Annotated in this window: 12 protein-coding genes; 6 read left to right on the top strand and 6 right to left on the bottom strand. The window is 65.2% G+C overall.

The window, feature by feature from the left end; all coding sequences use genetic code 11:
• The first annotated feature begins 446 nt into the window (after window positions 1-446).
• From J8I35_RS11605 to J8I35_RS11590, 4 genes are all read left to right on the top strand, one after another.
• The gene (locus tag J8I35_RS11605) at window positions 447-2,126 is read left to right on the top strand and encodes a collagen-like triple helix repeat-containing protein (protein WP_209925478.1); all 1,680 of its coding nucleotides are present in this window, start codon (window positions 447-449) and stop codon (window positions 2,124-2,126) included.
• 37 nt (window positions 2,127-2,163) lie between these two features.
• On the top strand, window positions 2,164-3,507 hold the full coding sequence (locus J8I35_RS11600) for a collagen-like triple helix repeat-containing protein (RefSeq protein ID WP_124556364.1): 1,344 nt from the start codon (window positions 2,164-2,166) through the stop codon (window positions 3,505-3,507).
• A gap of 144 nt (window positions 3,508-3,651) precedes the next feature.
• Complete coding sequence (locus J8I35_RS11595; protein WP_050012495.1) at window positions 3,652-5,337, top strand: ShlB/FhaC/HecB family hemolysin secretion/activation protein; 1,686 nt, start codon at window positions 3,652-3,654, stop codon at window positions 5,335-5,337.
• Between the two features lie 173 nt (window positions 5,338-5,510).
• Window positions 5,511-5,972 carry a DUF2147 domain-containing protein gene (locus J8I35_RS11590; RefSeq protein ID WP_050012494.1) on the top strand — a complete coding sequence of 154 codons (462 nt, stop codon included), beginning with the start codon at window positions 5,511-5,513 and terminating at the stop codon, window positions 5,970-5,972.
• Window positions 5,973-6,074: 102 nt separating this feature from the next.
• Here J8I35_RS11590 and J8I35_RS11585 read toward each other — a convergent pair whose 3' ends face one another.
• From J8I35_RS11585 to typA, 6 genes are all read right to left on the bottom strand, one after another.
• Window positions 6,075-6,485, bottom strand: a complete 411-nt coding sequence (locus J8I35_RS11585) for a transposase (protein WP_050012493.1) — start codon at window positions 6,483-6,485, stop codon at window positions 6,075-6,077.
• A gap of 149 nt (window positions 6,486-6,634) precedes the next feature.
• A complete protein-coding gene (gene zapE, locus J8I35_RS11580; protein WP_209925476.1) occupies window positions 6,635-7,732 on the bottom strand; it encodes a cell division protein ZapE in 1,098 nt (365 codons plus the stop codon).
• A 100-nt stretch (window positions 7,733-7,832) separates the two neighbouring features.
• The gene (lpdA, locus tag J8I35_RS11575) at window positions 7,833-9,263 is read right to left on the bottom strand and encodes a dihydrolipoyl dehydrogenase (protein ID WP_050012492.1); all 1,431 of its coding nucleotides are present in this window, start codon (window positions 9,261-9,263) and stop codon (window positions 7,833-7,835) included.
• Between the two features lie 81 nt (window positions 9,264-9,344).
• Window positions 9,345-10,622: a 2-oxoglutarate dehydrogenase complex dihydrolipoyllysine-residue succinyltransferase gene (odhB, locus tag J8I35_RS11570; protein ID WP_050012491.1), complete on the bottom strand. Its 1,278-nt coding sequence runs from the start codon at window positions 10,620-10,622 to the stop codon at window positions 9,345-9,347.
• 135 nt (window positions 10,623-10,757) lie between these two features.
• Window positions 10,758-13,622, bottom strand: coding sequence for a 2-oxoglutarate dehydrogenase E1 component (locus J8I35_RS11565; RefSeq protein WP_050012490.1), 2,865 nt, complete (start codon window positions 13,620-13,622; stop codon window positions 10,758-10,760).
• A 317-nt stretch (window positions 13,623-13,939) separates the two neighbouring features.
• A complete protein-coding gene (gene typA / locus J8I35_RS11560; protein ID WP_006476159.1) occupies window positions 13,940-15,766 on the bottom strand; it encodes a translational GTPase TypA in 1,827 nt (608 codons plus the stop codon).
• Between the two features lie 305 nt (window positions 15,767-16,071).
• Here typA and J8I35_RS11555 point away from each other — a divergent pair, with 305 nt between their 5' ends.
• Complete coding sequence (locus tag J8I35_RS11555) at window positions 16,072-16,563, top strand: MarR family transcriptional regulator (RefSeq protein ID WP_050012489.1); 492 nt, start codon at window positions 16,072-16,074, stop codon at window positions 16,561-16,563.
• Window positions 16,564-16,650: 87 nt separating this feature from the next.
• Window positions 16,651-18,147, top strand: a complete 1,497-nt coding sequence (locus J8I35_RS11550; RefSeq protein ID WP_050012488.1) for an efflux transporter outer membrane subunit — start codon at window positions 16,651-16,653, stop codon at window positions 18,145-18,147.
• Window positions 18,148-18,160 lie beyond the last annotated feature (13 nt).

Raw genomic sequence — 18,160 nt, 5'->3', positions numbered from 1 at the left:
TCCCGATTCTATATCCGTTCCTATTTAAATTCCAACCTCTTTTAACCGCTCTGACGGAAAAAAAGACCAGGAGCACGACGTATTTGTACGGCGTTTCGGTACGACTTACACATAGGATTTACGATAGGTTAGATGTGCACACCTAATCCATCAGTAAAACCATTGCCGTGTCCACCAAGCCTGCGTGGGGCCCACGTTACGCCGCACGCGTAACGCCAATGTTGTGACGTTACGTTACGAAACGGCCGAAACCGTTCTCATTCATCTGCTTTTAAACAGATTCAACAATCTTTCAATTCCCGCGACTTCCTTTTCCGACAAGGAATTGCCACGTTTAAAACCTGTTGTCGAACCATCGGCCATCGAAATGGCACGACAGTTGCAGAGTAGTCCTCGCATCACTCAACACAACGCAGTTCACAACACATTTTTAATGCGAGGAAGAAATGGACATTAAGGTTATCCCTCATGGCGTGTTCCGGACGACTCTGATCGCGGCCACCGTTGCAGCCATGCTCTCCCTCTCCGCGTGCGGCGGCTCCGGTTCGATCAGCAAGGGCATCAGCGGCGGCTCCAGCTCGGGCGGCGGCGATACGATCTCCACGTCGGGCGGCAACGGCTCGAGCGGCACCTCGGGTACGAGCGGCAGCTCCGGCACCAGCGGAAGCTCGGGCACGAGCGGCACGTCCGGCACCAGCGGCTCCTCGGGTACGAGCGGCACCTCGGGTACGAGCGGCACCTCGGGCACCAGCGGTACGTCGGGTACGAGCGGTACGTCAGGCACCTCGGGTGTCTCGTCGAACGCAGTGGGAACTGTCCTCGCACAAAGCGGCAATATCATCACGAATGCCGGCGGCGCCGTCTCGGGTCTCGGCACCGTCATCGCCGGCCAGTCGCTGCCGGGCGTCAATCCGGGCACCACGCAAGCCGCGGGCGGCATCGTGCAAAGCGTAGGCGGCGCGGTCACCGCGCTGGGCAATGGCCTCGGCAGCGGCCTCGGCCAGCTCGGCGCGACGAAGGATCCGGTCGGCACCACGGTCGCCAGCACCGGCGGCGTGGTCAATCAGCTCGGCGGCGCAGTCACGCAAACCGGCAATCTGGTCACGAGCCTTGGCAGCGGCCCGCTGTCGCCGCTCGCGCCGGTCACGGGCGCCGTCGGCGGCCTCGTATCGACGCTCGGCGGCGCCGTGTCGAACGGCGGCACCACGCTCACCAACGCGCTGTCGACCGGCCCGATCCAGCAAGTCACGCAAACGGTCAGCTCGGCCATCACGCCGATCACGACGATGGTCGGCCAGACGACGCAGACGATCGGCGCGGCAACCGGCCTCGGCGCACCGGTCAACACGCTGCTCGGCACGATCGGCAACGGGCTGAACCAGGCCGGCGCGCTGATCGCATCGACGGGCGGCAACCCGGTCACCACGGGCCTCGGCGGCACCGTCTCGTCGACGGGCAACACCGTGAAGGCCGTCGGCGGCCTGCTCACGGGTGGCACGGGCGGCGTGACGAATCCGCTCGCGCCGCTCGCCGGCCTCCTCGGCACCGTCGGCGGTCTGGGCGGTGCAGCAGGCGGCACGAGCGGCGGCCCGCTGGCTCCGGTTACCGGCCTCGTCTCCACCGTCACCGGCGCGCTCGGCGGCGCCGCAGGCGGCGCAGGCGGCGGCCCGCTGGCTCCGGTCACCGGCCTCGTCTCCACCGTCACCGGCGCGCTTGGCGGCGCCGCAGGCGGCGCAGGTGGCGGCCCGCTGGCTCCGGTCACCGGCCTGGTCTCCACTGTCACCGGCGCGCTCGGCGGTGTGGCGGGCGGCGCGGGCGGCAGCCCGCTCGCACCCGTCACCGGCTTGGTCTCCACCGTGACGGGCGCGCTCGGCGGTGCGGCAGGCGGCAGCGGCAGCCCGCTCGCCCCGGTGACGGGCCTCGTCTCCGCGGTCACCGGCGCGCTCGGCGGCGTAACGGGCGGCGGCAATCCGATTGCAGCGCCGGTCCCCGCAGCCACCAGCACCGTCGGCGCGCCGGCGCTGAGCGGCGGCACGGGTGCCGTCACGAGCTCCGGCTCCGGCACGAACCTGCTCGCACCCGTCACGTCGCTGATCGGCGGCTTGCTCGGCGGCACGCACAAGTAATCCGACATCCATTCATCGACAAGACAGCGAGGAGTCCATCATGTCCCAGCGTTCCAACACGACGACCACCCTGCGCCAATGGCGCGTACCCCTTACCGTTTTCGCGACGGCCTGCCTGCTCGCCGCGTGCGGCGGCAACAGCGTCAGCGCGCCGCCGAGCGGCAGCACCAGCGGGACGAGCGGCACCAGTGGCACGAGCGGTACCAGCGGGACGAGCGGCACCAGCGGCACGACGACCGGTACCAAGGGCGCCGTCAGCACGCTCGGCCAAACCGCCACCGACCTTGGCAGCACCATCGGGAACGTCAGCCTGCCGGGCCTCGGCGACGGCGTGACGAAGGGCGTCGGCAGCACCGTGTCGAGCACCGGCACGATCATCGACGCGGCCGCCGATGCGTTGAGCAACGGGCTCGGCCAGACCGGCTCGATCAAAGATCCGGTCGGCACGACGGTCGCCGGTCTCGGCAACGTCGTCGGCGCGACGAGCAACACGGTGTCCGGCCTGAGCTCGACGGTCAAGGCGCTGGGCGCGGGCCCGCTGGCGCCGCTCGCACCGGTCACGACGCCGGTCGGCACCGTGCTCGACACGGTCGCCAACGGCCTGACGGCCGCCGGCACGACGATCGGCTCGACGCTGTCGTCGGGCGCCGTGCAGCAGGTCACGCAACCGATCAGCTCGGCGATCACGCCGCTCGTGATCACGGCCGGCCAGGTCACGCAGCAGGTCGGCACGACGACCGGTCTCGGCCAACCCGTGTCGGGCCTGCTCGGCCAGATCGGCGGCGCGATCAGCTCGGCCGGCAAGCAGGTCGGCGGGACGTCGAGCCAGCCGCTCGTCGGCGACGTCGGTCAGCTCGTGACCGCGGTCGGCAATACCGTGACCAACGCGGGCGGCCTCGTCAATCCGAACGGCCCGAACGGCGCAGCACCGATCCCCGGCCTGATCACAAGCCTCGTCGGCGGCTCGACGGCAACCGTCCAGAACGGCTCGTCGTCGGGTTCCGCTTCGACGAATCCGCTCGGCGGCCTGCTGTCGGGTCTCGGTTCGACACCGCTCGGCTCGCTCACCGGCGCAACGGGCGGCTCGGGCAGCGGCCCGCTCGCACCGGTCACGGGCCTCGTCTCGACGGTCACCGGCGCGCTCGGCGGCGCGACGGGCGGCGCAGGCAGTGCAAACCCTCTCGCGCCCGTCACCGGTTTGCTGAATACTGTCACCGGAGCAGTGGGCGGTGCAGCAGGGTCCGGGGGCTCGAGCCCGCTCGCGCCGGTCACGTCGCTGGTCGGCAGCGTGTCGGGTACGGCATCGTCGGGCAGCGGTTCGACGGGCCTGCTGGCACCGGTCACGGGGTTGCTGGGTACGCTGGGTAGCGTCGGCAAGTAAGGAGGACGGTCGCGTCATCGCAGCCGGAGCGAATGACGCGGCCGTACGAACACAACCGGCATGGCGGCACGCGGCGCGCGACACCTGGGTGTCGCGCGCCGGCATTACAAAGAAGACGAAAAGCAAGGCCTACGAGGAAGAACAATGAAATCCAGACTCGACAGATGGATGATGCTGCTCGCCATCGCGGCAGCAGGCACGGCACAGGCGCAAACGCGCGTCGGCGGCAACCCGCTCGACTCCCTTCCCCAGATCAACGCACCGAAGACGGGCCCGAACGTCACCGTTCAGGTCGCGCCGCAGGCGCCGCAATTGCAGGAGCTGCTGTCGCGGCACCTGACGCCGAAGACGTTCCAGGTCGAAGGCGTGAAGTCGATACCGTTCGAGGAAATCACGCGCCGCTTCACACCGCTCGTCGGCAAGGACATCACGATCGGCGAGCTGATCGAAACCGCCAACGGCGTGACGAAGCTGTACCAGGAACGCGGCTACGCGCTGTCGTTCGCGTTCGTTCCCGCGCAGACGTTCGAGAACGGCGTCGTGCGCATCACGGTGGTGGAAGGCTATGTGTCGGACGTCAAGGTCACCGGCAAACCCGGCGCGATGGAACCGAAGATTCGCGCGATTGCTGCCCACATCACGGACGATCGCCCGCTGCGCCGCGCGACGTTCGAGCGTTACGTGAACACGTTCGGGCTGTTGCCGGGCCTCACGGTGAAGGCGAACGTGCCGCCGCCGCAAACCACCGACGGCGCGACGACGCTCGAACTCGCGGTCGATCGCAAGCCGTTCAACGTCAGCACGGGGATCGACTTCAACCACCCGGGCGTCCAGGGCCTCATCACCGCGACCGAAAACGGCCTCACGCGGTTCGGCGAGCAGTTGAGCATCTCGGCGCTCGCGCCGCCGGGACGCGACAAGCAGACCTACTTCGCGTTCAGCGGCGCGGTGCCGATCGGCAGCAACGGCCTCATCACGCGCCTCGATGCCAGCACGTATCGCGGCAAGCCGACCGACAACCCCGGCCTGCCGTCGTCGGTCGAGCGCACGGTCAAGAACGAGAAGCTCGGTCTTTCGGCCTCCTATCCGATCTTGCTGAACAATCAGCGTAGCCTGCTCGGTACCGTGTCTGGCTATGCGTCGCACAACGAAGACCGTTACCAGAGCAAAATCAACGGCAACAGCATCGATACGCGCTCGCAAGTCCGCGTGCTGCAGATGCAGCTCGACTACACGAGCGTCCAGCCGAAACAGGTGCAGAAGCTGAGCGTCAACGTCGCGAAGGGCTTCAACATCCTCGGCGCGTCGAAAGCGCAGGACACGACTATCGGTACGACGACGATCTCGGCGGACAGCCCGATCTCGCTGACCTTCGTTCGAACCGGCGCGACCTTCACGCAGACGAACGAATGGCCGTTCCGCATCGGCACGTCGGTGTCGCTGACCGGGCAATACAGTCCCGATTCGCTGCCGACGTCCGAGCAGATCTCGTTCGGCTCGACCCGCTATGCGCTCGGCTATCAGCCGGGTGAAACGTCGGGCGACTCGGGCTGGGGGATGTCGCTCGAAGTCAACCGCGGCTTCACGCCGGGCTGGACGTATCTGAAATCGATCACGCCGTACATCGCATACGACATGGCGCGCGTGTATCTGCACGCGGGCACGCCATCGCCGAATCGCATGTCGTCGGTCGGCATCGGCGTGCGACTCACGGACAGCCGCTACTACAGCCTCGACCTGAACGTCGCCAAACCGGTCGGCGATGCGCCGGTCGAAAGCGCGTCACGCAGCCCGCGCATCAACGCGGCGTTCTCTTATCAGCTCAACTGATCGGTCACCAAAGTCACGAACGGCCAGCGTCATGCTGGCCGTTTCGATTAGAGTCCCCTCTATCAAACGCGGCGTGCGGTTTCACGTATTCTGGCGAAGCTCGCAACATGCCCGCCCCATGCAGACGGTCGTGCGAGCGAATCGAACAGACATGCAAAACAAGGAGGATGACAATGATTCAACTGACTCGCCCGTTGCGTGCACTCGCCATCGCCGGCGCCCTGCTCGCGTGCGCAGCCCCCACGTTCGCACAAGCCGACAGCCCCATCGGCATGTGGCAAACGATCGACGACAACACCCATCAACCGAAGGCGCTCGTGCAGATCGCCGAGGACGGCGACGGAGCGCTGACGGGCAAGGTCGTCAAGGGCCTCGGCGCGAATGATACGCCCGATCGCCGCTGCACCGCATGCACGGACGAGCGCAAGGATCAGCTCATCAAGGGCATGACGATCATCAAGGCGATGAAGAAGGACGGCGACCACTGGGACGGCGGCAACATTCTCGACCCGGAGAACGGCAAGGTCTACAAGTGCAAGATGACGCTTGAAGACGGCGGCCAGAAGCTCGTGGTGCGCGGCTACATCGGCGTGTCGCTGCTGGGCCGGTCGCAGACCTGGGTGCGCCAGCAATAACGCCGTACGCGCGAATACCCGCGGCTCAATGAAAAATCGGCCTGCGACGACGTCGCCAGGCCGATTTCTTTTGGTGCACGCACAACGAAAAACCGATGGGCTTCACGCCGCGTGCTTCATCGCATCCGATGGATAGCTGCCCGGCGCACGATATGCGGGTGCCGCGTGGCTACGCGCCTCCGCCGCCTTCGATTGCGTGTGCTTGCGCATCCGCGCGGACAGCTCATTGCAGAGATTCATGCCGACGTCGCCATAGAGCTCACGCATCACGTTCATCAGCGTGCCCGTTTCGTGCCACGCCTTGAAGCGTCGATGGCATGTTTGATACGACGGGTAACGGCGCGGCATGGCCGACCATGTCGCGCCACTGTAGATCACCCAGAGCACGCCGTTCAGCACGGCGCGCGTATTGGCTAACGGCCGGCCGCGCAATTCGGTGCGCGGCTGCATTTCGGGCAGAAGCGGCGCGACGCAGCGCCATTGGTGGTCGGTCAAATCGCGATACGGGGTCATGGACATCTCCAGCCTTAATAACCATGACACCACAATATCGGCTCACCTCAACGATGAATATAAGACAAATCCGAAAATACCCTGAGATTCGCTGAATTTAACCGAAATTGACGTTTAAATGTCGCCAATTACCCGAGCCGGCAATCGGCTCAGGTCAACGACGTATCGACGATGCGGCGCGGCGTCTCGATATATTCCTTCGACTGCATCTCGACGATGCGCGAGACCGTACGCGCGAATTCGTTGGCCATCGGCCCTTCGACGTACAACGCCTCGGCCGGCACCGCCGCGGACATCAGCAGCTTGACCTTGTGGTCGTACAGCACGTCGATGAGCCACGTGAAGCGGCGCGCTTCGGACGCCATCCGCGGCGACATCTGCGGCACCTCGGACAGCACGATCGCATGGAAGCGGCTTGCCAGCTCGAGGTAATCGTTCTGCGAACGCGGGCCGCCGCACAGCGTCGCGAAATCGAACCACACGACGCCGTCCGCCTTGCGCAGCGCCTTCAGCTCGCGCTTCTCGATATGCAGGATCGGGCTCTCGTCGGGCACGGCCGCGAGCTTGCCGAATGCATGGCGTAGTTCGCGATCGACCTCCGCGCCGAGCGGCGTGTGATACATCTTCACCTGCGCGAGCGTGCGCTGGCGATAGTCGACCCCCGCGTCGACGTTGAGCACGTCGAGCTTTTCCTTGATCAGCGCGATCGCCGGCAGCATGCGGTCGCGATGCAGGCCATCCGGATACAGGTCGTCGGGATCGTAATTGGACGTCATCACGAACTGCACGCCGTTGTTGAACAGGCGGTCGAGCAGGCGGTACAGGATCATCGCGTCGGCGATGTCCGACACGTGGAACTCGTCGAAGCAGATCAGCCGGTAACGCTTCGCGATGCGTCGTGCGAGTTCGTCGAGCGGATCGGCCTGCCCTTTCAGTTCCTCGAGCTCGCGGTGCACTTCGCGCATGAATTCGTGGAAATGCAGGCGCGTCTTGCGCTGCACGGGCACCACCGCGTAGAAGCTGTCCATCAGGAAGCTCTTGCCACGGCCGACACCGCCCCACATGTAGACGCCGCGCGGGAGATCCGGGTGATTGATGAGCTTCTTGAACGCGTTCGAGCGGCGCGCCTTGTAGTCGACCCATTCGTCGAAACAGCGCTGCAGGCGATCGACGGCCGCGCGCTGAGCGGGATCGGACTGATAGCCGCGCGTGGTCAGTTCGCGCGTGTAGTATTCGGTGACGTTCATCAGGGCAAACCGGAAAAAACAAAGGCGAGCGGGAAAAACCCGCCCGCCCTCGTCATGAGACGGTTGCGCCAGCCGGTGGCCGGCCGGCGCTATACCGCGCTCAGCTGTTCAGCGAGCGCTTGTCGACCGCGAGCGCCGCTTCGCGCATCACTTCCGACATCGACGGGTGCGGATGGCAGATGCGGGCGATGTCTTCCGACGCCGCCTTGAACTCCATCGCCACCACGGCTTCCGCGATCAGGTCCGACGCGTTCGCCGCGATCACATGCACGCCGAGCAGTTCGTCGGTCTTCGCGTCCGCGATCATCTTCACGAAACCGTCCGGCGCGTTCATGCCGAGCGCGCGGCCGTTGATCGAGAACGGGAACTTGCCCGACTTGATCTCGCGGCCTTCGGCCTTCAGCTGCTGCTCCGTCTTGCCGACCCATGCGATTTCCGGGTACGTGTAGATCACCCAAGGAATGCAGTTGTAGTCGATGTGCGGCTTCTGGCCGTCGATCACTTCCGCGACCAGCACGCCTTCGTCTTCCGCCTTGTGCGCGAGCATCGGGCCGCGCACCACGTCACCGATCGCGTACACGTTCGGCACCGCCGTGCGGCAGTGGTCGTCCACGTCGATGAAGCCGCGCTCGTTGGCCTTCAGGCCGATGGCCTCGAGGCCGAGGTTGTCGGTGTTCGGCACGCGGCCGACCGACACGATCAGGCGGTCGGCGTCGAGCGTCTGCGCGTTACCGTCCTTGTCCGTGTACGCGATCGACACGCCGTCGGCGCTCGTCTTCACGTCGCCGATCTTCACGCCGAGATGGATGTCGAGGCCCTGCTTCTTGAACAGCTTCGCCGCTTCCTTCGCGAGCGCTTCGTCGGCTGCGCCGAGGAACGCCGGCAGCGCTTCGAGCACCGTCACTTCGGCACCCAGGCGACGCCACACCGAGCCGAGCTCGAGGCCGATCACGCCCGCGCCGATCACGGCGAGCTTCTTCGGCACCGCGTCGAACGTCAGCGCACCTTCGTTGTCCGACACGATCTTGTTGTCGACCGGGATGTTCGGCAGGTGACGCGCCTTCGAGCCCGTCGCGATGATCACGTTCTTCGCGGTGACGACTTCGGTTTCACCCTCGCCGCTCACTTCGATCTGCACGCCGGCGTCGGTCTTGCCGGTGAACTTGCCATGGCCCTTCAGCCAGGTGATCTTGTTCTTCTTGAACAGGAACTCGATCCCGCTCGTCATCTTCTCGACGATCGCGTCCTTGCGGCCGAGCATCTTCGCGACGTCGATCTTCACGCCGTCGACCGTGATGCCGTGGTCGGCCAGGTGATGCGACGTGTTCTCGAACTCTTCCGACGACGCGAGCAGCGCCTTCGACGGGATGCAGCCGACGTTCAGGCAAGTGCCGCCGAGCTTCAGCGCGCCGGCCGGGTTCTTCCACTTCTCGATACAGGCAACGGTCTTGCCGAGCTGCGCGGCGCGAATCGCGGCGATGTAGCCGCCGGGGCCGGCGCCGATCACGACGACGTCAAATTCCTTGGACATGACAATCCTTTCTACTTGTACGCCCGTGGGTTCGCGCTTGGGCGCGAACCCACGGAACGGATCGATGCGGTGAGACTCGGCTTACAGGTCGAGCAGCAGGCGTGCCGGATCTTCCAGCGCATCCTTCATCGCGACGAGCGACAGCACGGCTTCGCGGCCGTCGATGATGCGGTGGTCGTACGACAGCGCGAGGTAGTTGATCGGGCGGATCACGATCTGGCCGTTTTCGACGACCGGACGCTCCTTCGTCGCGTGCACGCCGAGGATGGCCGACTGCGGCGGGTTGATGATCGGGGTCGACAGCATCGAGCCGAACACGCCGCCGTTCGAGATCGAGAACGTACCGCCCGTCATTTCCTCGATCGACAGCTTGCCGTCCTTCGCCTTCTGGCCGAATTCGGCGATCTTCTTCTCGATCTCGGCGAGGCTCAGCTGATCCGCGTTGCGCAGGATCGGCACGACCAGGCCGCGCGGCGAACCGACCGCGATACCGATGTCGAAGTAGCCGTGATAGACGATGTCGTTACCGTCGATCGACGCGTTCACGAGCGGGAACTTCTTCAGCGCATGCACGGCCGCCTTCACGAAGAACGACATGAAGCCGAGCTTCACGCCGTGTTCCTTCTCGAACTTGTCCTTGTACTTGTTACGCAGCTCCATGACCGGCGCCATGTTCACTTCGTTGAACGTCGTCAGGATCGCGTTGGTCTGCTGCGATTCGAGCAGACGCTCGGCGATACGCGCACGCAGGCGCGACATCGGCACGCGCTGTTCCGGACGGTCGTTCAGCCAGGTCGCTGCCGACGCCGGCACCTTCACTTCCGGCAGCGCCGGCTTCGCGGCGGCGGTCTTCGCCGGTGCGGCGGCCGGAGCCGCCTTCGGTGCGCTGCCTGCTGCCAGCGCGTCGCCCTTCGTGACGCGGCCGTCGCGGCCCGACCCTGCGACGTCGCCCGTCGACAGGCCCTTTTCGGCCAGCAGCTTCGCGGCGGCCGGCGATGCGGCGGCCGAGCTCGATGCGGTCGCGGCAGCCGGCTGGGCGGCCGGCGCGGCTGCTGCAGGCGCGGCGGCCGGCTTGACTTCGGCGGCGCCTGCCGCTGCTTCGGCAGCACCTGCCTTCGCTTCGGTGTCGATCGTCGCGATGATCTGGTCGGCGACCACCGTGTCACCGTCGTTCTGCAGCACTTGCGCGAGCACGCCCGCTGCCGGCGCCGGCACTTCGAGGACGACCTTGTCGGTCTCGAGTTCGATCAGGATTTCGTCCTGCGCGACTGCTTCGCCCGGCTTCTTCTTCCACTGCAGCATGGTGGCTTCCGACACCGACTCCGACAGCTGGGGGACTTTGACTTCTACGATAGCCATGTGATTTTCCTGGATGCTTAATCTGGGGTGTGACGAGGTTCGTGCGATTCCTTCGGCCGGTGCGGCGCGCGACGCGCGCGGGGGCCAAAAGGGACGGGAAAGCGCCGCGCGCCTTCCCGTGTCGCTTGACGTCGGTTATTTCGCGATCGATGCGCTCTTCAGGCGGCCGAATGCCCCTTCGATCAGGGCCTTCTGCTGCTCGTAGTGCTTCGCGTAGTAGCCAACCGCCGGCGAGGCCGAAGCCGGACGGCCGCTGTATGCCAGCTTCTGCCCTTCCTTCATGCCTTCCTTCAGGTGGTGCTCGACGTAGAACCAGGGGCCCTGGTTCTGCGGCTCGTCCTGCACCCAGACCACTTCAGTCGCGTTCTCGTACTTCTTCATTTCGGCTTCGAACTGCTTGTGCGCGAACGGATACAGCTGCTCGATACGGATGATCGCGACGTCGTTCGCCTTCGCTTCACGGCGATGCGCGACGAGGTCGTAGTACACGCGGCCCGAGCATGCCAGCACGCGCTTGACCTTCTTCGCGTCGATGCCGCCGTCGGTTTCGCCCAGCACCGGCTGGAACGAACCCTTCGCCAGTTCCGACAGATCCGACACCGCTTCCTTGTGGCGCAGCAGCGACTTCGGCGTGGCGACGATCAGCGGCTTGCGGAACAGACGGATCATCTGACGACGCAGCAGGTGGAAGATCTGCGCCGGCGTCGTCGGCTGGACGACCTGCATGTTGTGGTCGGCACACAGTTGCAGGAAACGCTCGATACGCGTGGACGAGTGTTCCGGACCCTGGCCTTCGTAGCCGTGCGGCAGCAGCATCGTGAGACCCGACACGCGGCCCCACTTCACTTCGCCCGACGAGATGAACTGGTCGATCACGACCTGCGCGCCGTTGACGAAGTCGCCGAACTGCGCTTCCCACAGCACGAGCGTGTTCGGCTCGGCGGTCGAGTAACCGTATTCGAAGCCCAGCACCGCTTCTTCCGACAGCACCGAGTCGATCACCGTGAACTTCGCCTGACCGTCGGCGATGTTCTGCAGCGGCACGTACGTGCCGTCGTTCCAGCGCTCGCGGTTCTGGTCGTGCAGCACCGCGTGACGGTGCGTGAACGTGCCGCGGCCCGAGTCCTGGCCCGTCAGGCGCACCGAGTAGCCCGATGCGACGAGCGACGCGAACGCGAGGTGTTCGCCCATGCCCCAGTCGAGCGGCTGGTCGCCGCGCGCCATGTTGCGGCGGTCGTTGATCACGCGCTCGACGAGCGGGTGAACCTTGAAGTTTTCCGGGACCGTGGTGATGCGTTCGCCCAGGCGCTTCAGTTCGGCGAGCGGCACGGCCGTGTCGGCTGCATCCGTCCACTTGCGGTTCAGGAACGGAACCCAGTCGACCGCGTACTTGCTCTTGTAGTTCGACAGGACCGGATCGACGGTGTGGTGACCGTCGTCCATCGCCTTGCGGTACGCCTTCACGTAGTTGTCGGCGTCTTCCGCGGTGATCACGCCCTGCTGCACGAGCTTCTCGGCGTACAGCGCACGGGTGCCCGGGTGCTGCGCGATCTTCTTGTACATCAGCGGCTGCGTGACCGCCGGCGTGTCCTGCTCGTTGTGACCCAGCTTGCGGAAGCAGACGATGTCGATCACGACATCCTTGTGGAACTGCATCCGGTAGTCGATCGCGATCTGGATCGCGAGCACGACGGCTTCCGGATCGTCGCCGTTCACGTGCAGCACCGGCGCTTCGATCATCTTGACGACGTCGGTGCAGTACAGCGTCGAGCGCGCGTCGCGCGGGTCGGACGTCGTGAAGCCGATCTGGTTGTTGATGACGATGTGCAGCGTGCCGTGCGTGCCGTAACCGCGCGTCTGCGCGAGGTTCAGCGTTTCCATCACGACGCCCTGGCCGGCGAAGGCCGCGTCGCCGTGGATCTGCACCGGCAGCACCTGCAGGCCGTCTTCGTCGCCGCGACGGTCCATCCGCGCCTTCGCGGAACCTTCGACCACCGGGTTCACGATTTCGAGGTGCGACGGGTTGAACGCGAGCGACAGGTGGACCGGGCCGCCTTCCGTCGACACGTCCGACGAGAAGCCCTTGTGGTATTTCACGTCACCGGCCGGCAGGTCGTCGACGTGCTTGCCTTCGAATTCGGCGAACAGGTCGGCCGGCATCTTGCCCAGCGTGTTGACCAGCACGTTCAGACGGCCGCGGTGAGCCATGCCGATGATGATTTCCTGCACGCCGCTCTTGCCCGCGTGCTGGACGACTTCGTCCATCGCCGCGATGAAGCTTTCGCCGCCTTCGAGCGAGAAGCGCTTCTGGCCGACGTACTTGGTGTGCAGGTAGCGCTCGAGGCCTTCGGCGGCCGTCAGGCGATTCAGGATGTGCTTCTTCTTGTCGACCGAGAAAGCCGGCGTCGCGCGGGTCGATTCCAGGCGCTCCTGCCACCAGCGCTTCTGTTCCGGGTCGCTGATGTACATGTACTCGGCGCCGATCGTGCCGCAGTACGTGTCGCGCAGGCCCTTGACGATGTCGCGCAGCGAAGCCTGGTCGAAACCGAAGTACAGGTTGCTTGCGCTGTACGTCTGGTCGAGGTCGCCTTCGGAGAAGTCGTAGAACGCGGGTTCGAGTTCCGGAATGGCCGGACGTTCGCGACGCTTCAGCGGATCGAGGTTGGCCCATTGCGAGCCAAGGAAGCGGTAGGCGCTGATCAGCGACTGGACGTGCACCTGCTTGCGCGCGGTTGCCAGATTGCTGGTGCTTTCGCGCGGGATGAAGGCATTGGCCTTCGCGCGCTCGGCGAACGATTCGACGATCGGGAAGTGAGCGACGTCATTGGCGTTGGAGCCGTCCGTCGCGGGCACGTTCTGCAGCGCGTCGAAATACTCTCGCCAGTTCTCCGGCACCGACGCCGGATTGTTGAGGTATGCATCGTACAGTTCTTCAACGTACGAAGCATTGCCGCCGAACAGATAGGAGTTCAGCTGAAACTGCTTCATTACATCTGACATTTTACGCTCACCTTTCTTCGAGCTTCTCGAGAAATAGCGGGTTACTCAACCTTCCGCGACACGGCCTGACCGTTTAGCGGATTGCGAATCAAGTCTTGCTTGGAAGGACCTAAAACTTGCGTGCGCGCAGCATATCACAGAACCGATACCGGAGTTCACGGTGAAATGTGCCCGAAAGCACCGCGTGGCGGGGTTTTGCCGGATTGCCGCGACCCGCCGGAACAGTGTTTTGCAGGCACTCCGGTTGCGCGATGCGCGAATGCAAAAAAGGCTGCCCGAAGGCAGCCTCTTTCGTCGTGCGCGGGAACAGTCGATGCTTAGTCGACCGCGCCTTCGCGGCTCGCGCGGCGACGCTCGTGCTCCTTCAGGAAGCGCTTGCGCAGGCGGATCGACTGCGGCGTCACTTCGACGAGCTCGTCGTCGTCGATGAATTCGACCGCGTATTCCAGCGACATCTGGACCGGCGGTACCAGACGCACGGCTTCGTCGGTACCCGACGCGCGCACGTTGGTCAGCTGCTTGCCCTTGATCGGGTTCACGACGAGGTCGTTGTCGCGGCTGTGGATGCCGATGATCATGCCCTCATACAGCGCGTCGCCCGGCTTCACGAACATGCGGCCGCGATCCTGCAGCTTCCACAGTGCGTAGGCCACGGCCGCGCCGTCGTCCTGCGAGATCAGCACGCCGTTGCGGCGCTCGAACACCGAGCCGTCCTTGACCGGTGCGTACGAGTCGAAGATGTGGCTCATCAGGCCCGTGCCGCGCGTGAGCGTCAGGAATTCGCTCTGGAAGCCGATCAGGCCGCGTGCCGAGATCTTGTATTCCAGGCGCGTACGGCCGCGGCCGTCCGACGCCATGTCGAGCATTTCGCCCTTGCGGCGGCCGAGCTCTTCCATCACGCCGCCCTGGTGCTCGTCCTCGACGTCGACCGTCAGCAGCTCGTACGGCTCGTGACGCACGCCGTCGATTTCCTGCATCACGACGCGCGGACGCGACACGGCCAGCTCGTAGCCTTCGCGGCGCATGTTCTCGACGAGAATCGTCAGGTGCAGCTCGCCGCGGCCCGACACTTCGAACACCGTTTCGTCGCCGGTATCCTTCACGCGCAGCGCGACGTTGTGGTTCAGTTCCTTCATCAGACGGTCGCGGATCTGGCGGCTCGTCACGAACTTGCCTTCGCGGCCGGCGAGCGGCGACGAGTTGACGAGGAAGTTCATCGTCAGCGTCGGTTCGTCGACGGTGATCATCGGCAGCGCTTCCGGCGTGTCGACCGCGCAGATCGTCGCGCCGATGCCGACGTCTTCAATCCCGTTGATCAGCACGATGTCGCCCGCTTCGGCCGATTCGACCTGCACGCGCTCCAGGCCCTTGAACGACAGCACCTGATTGATCTTGCGGTTCAGCACGTCGCCTTCCGGGCCGAAGCGCATCACGACCGGCTGGCCCGGCTTGATCCGGCCGCGCGTGATGCGGCCGACGCCGATCCGGCCGACGTACGTCGAATAGTCGAGCGACGTGATCTGGAGCTGCAGCGGCGCTTCCGGATCGGCCGGGCGAACCGGCACGTGCTCGAGGATCGCCTCGAACAGCGGGCGCATGTCGCCTTCGCGCGCGGCCGGGTCGAGCGACGCATAGCCGTTCAGGCCCGACGCGTAGACGATCGGGAAATCGAGCTGCTCTTCGGTCGCGCCGAGCTTGTCGAACAGGTCGAAGGTCTGGTTGATCACCCAGTCGATCCGCGCGCCCGGACGGTCGATCTTGTTGACGACGACGATCGGCTTCAGGCCGAGCGCGAGCGCCTTCTTCGTGACGAAGCGCGTCTGCGGCATCGGGCCCTCGACCGCGTCGACGAGCAGCAGCACCGAGTCGACCATCGACAGCACGCGCTCGACTTCGCCGCCGAAGTCCGCGTGCCCCGGGGTGTCGACGATGTTGACGTGCGTGCCTTCGTATTCGACCGCGCAGTTCTTCGCGAGAATCGTGATCCCGCGCTCTTTTTCGATGTCGTTCGAGTCCATCACCCGCTCCGCAATCTGCTGGTTGTCGCGGAAGGTGCCGGACTGGCGGAGCAGCTGGTCGACGAGCGTGGTCTTGCCGTGGTCGACGTGGGCGATGATGGCGATATTGCGAAGGGCGCGGGTCATAGAAACCTGGAAATCGTTTGAACGCGCAAACGCGCGCGCTCGTTTTTCACGGGGCGCGCGCGTTGCAGCTTGGAGAGCCTCAAATTATAGCACGTGTGCGTGTCGACAGCTGTCCCGCGCGTTGCAACGCAGCAAAACAGGCTGCGCCAATCCGCCTCGCCCCACCGCGCCCGGACGAAAAACCTTATCGAGACAAGGGATTCTCGCCGTGCCGAGCACGCGCTTAGCCGTTCGATTAACATTTGCCGCGGCAAGCAATTGTGCCTATACTGCTGCCTAGTCAACTATTGCAGCTTCAGGGTTTTATGTCGGATTCTCCTACCCCACCGCCCGTTTCGCCGTTGTCCACGTATCAGATGAACGACAGCGTCGGCTATCTGATGTCGCGCGTGAAGTCCGTGATGACCAACCTCGTCACGCAGCGCACGCAGGAAGAACTCGGCATCACCGGCACGCAGGCGAGCATGCTGTTCATGATCGCGGTCGGCAAGTGCTCGACGGCCGCCGAACTGGCGCGCGAATACGGGATCGACGCGAGCGCGGTCACGCGCCTGCTCGACCGGGTCGAGAAACGCGGCCTGCTGTCGCGCGTGCGCAGCATCGAGGACCGGCGCGTCGTGCGCCTCGAACTCACCGACGAAGGCCGTGCGCTAGCCGAACGGCTGCCGCCCATTTTTCGCAGCGTGCTCGACCAGGTGCTGGACGGGTTTACGCCGGAAGAAGTCGGATTCCTGAAGAGCATGCTGCGCCGCATTCTCAGCAACTATTGCGAGACGGCCGGCGGCAGCGTCACGTAATAGTTGCCATAACAATTACTTTTGACAGATTAATGTAAGGAAATCCTTGCAGTGTCCATCATTCATTCCGAGTCAGGGGTTAGCGCGATGAAAACCTCCCCGTTGTCCGTGCGCGCCGGGTCGTGCCGCGCCGCCGTCGCCGCCGCGGTCGCCGCGCTGGCGCTGGCGGGCTGCGCGAATTACATCGGCATCAAGAGCGACAAGCAGATCGCCCCCGCGTCGCAATTCGAATCCGCCCAGAGCCTGCCGGCCCAGGGCGGCCAGTGGCCGGCGCTCGACTGGGCGAGCCAGTTCGGCGATCCGCAACTGCCGAAGCTGATCGACGAAGCGCTGCAGGGCAACCCGTCGATCGCGCAGGCGCAGGCACGCATCGCGAAGGCGTCGTCGTACATCGAATCGTCCCGCTCGAACCTGATGCCGAAGGCCGAAGCCAGCTATTCGTGGACGCGCGAGCTGTATTCGTCGAACGCACTGTTCCCGCCTCCGTACGGCGGCCAGTGGTACAGCGAGAACAACGCGCTCGCGAGCGCGTCGTGGGAACTCGACCTGTGGGGCAAGAACCGCGAACGCCTGCACACGGCCGTGTCGCAGGAAAAGGCCGCCGAAGCCGACATGCAGCAGGCGCGCATCACGCTCGCGTCGTCGGTCGCGCGCACCTACAACTCGCTCGCGCAGCTCTATGCGCTGCGCGACATCGCGCAGCGCGAGATCAGCAACCGCGAGACGGTCGGCAAGATCACCGACGGCCGCGTATCGGCCGGCCTCGACACCAACGTCGAACGCCAGACGGCCCGCGGCAACATCGCGACGACGCAGGCTTCGCTGTCGGACCTCGACGGCCAGATCACGACGGTGCGCTACCAGCTCGCCGCGCTGCTCGGCAAGGGCCCGGATCGCGGGCTGCAGATCGCGGCGCCCGTGATGAACCCGAGCGGCGACGTCACGCTGCCCGGCAACCTGCCGGCCGATCTCGTGTCGCGCCGCCCCGACATCGTCGCCGCGCGCTGGCAGGTCGAAGCCGCGATGCACGACGTGAAGGAAGCGAAGGCCGAGTTCTACCCCGACGTGAACCTCGCGGCCGGCTTCGGCTTCGATGCATTCGGCTGGGGCAAATTCCTGAATTTCGCGAGCCGCCAGGCGCAGTTCGGCCCGGCGATCCACCTGCCGATCTTCGATGCCGGCGCGCTGCGCGCCCAGCTCAAGGGCCGCTACGCCGATTTCGACCTGTCGGTCGCGAACTACAACCAGACGCTGATCAGCGCGCTGAACGACGTCGCGACGCAGGTCGCGTCGATCCGCGCGGTCGATCGCCAGATGGGCGACGCCCAACGTGCGCTCGACGCATCGACGCGCGCGTACGATCTCGCGGTCATCCGCTACAAGGCCGGCCTGTCGCCGCAACTGCAGGTGCTGACGGCGGACAGCAACCGCCTCGCATCGGAGCAGACGGTGACCAACCTGAAGATGCGTCGCCGCGACATGCAGCTCGCGCTGATCAAGGCGCTCGGCGGCGGGTTCGACGCGACGGGCACGCCGCTCGCCGCGCCCGATGCGGCCACGCCGACCAAACAAGCCGCCAACTGAGCCGGCGCCACCA

Origin of the sequence: Burkholderia sp. CpTa8-5, from assembly GCF_017815045.1 — a bacterium.
Lineage (GTDB): Bacteria > Pseudomonadota > Gammaproteobacteria > Burkholderiales > Burkholderiaceae > Burkholderia > Burkholderia sola.
Note: the sequence above shows the minus strand (reverse complement) of the source record. Positions and strands in the feature narration are given on the sequence as shown.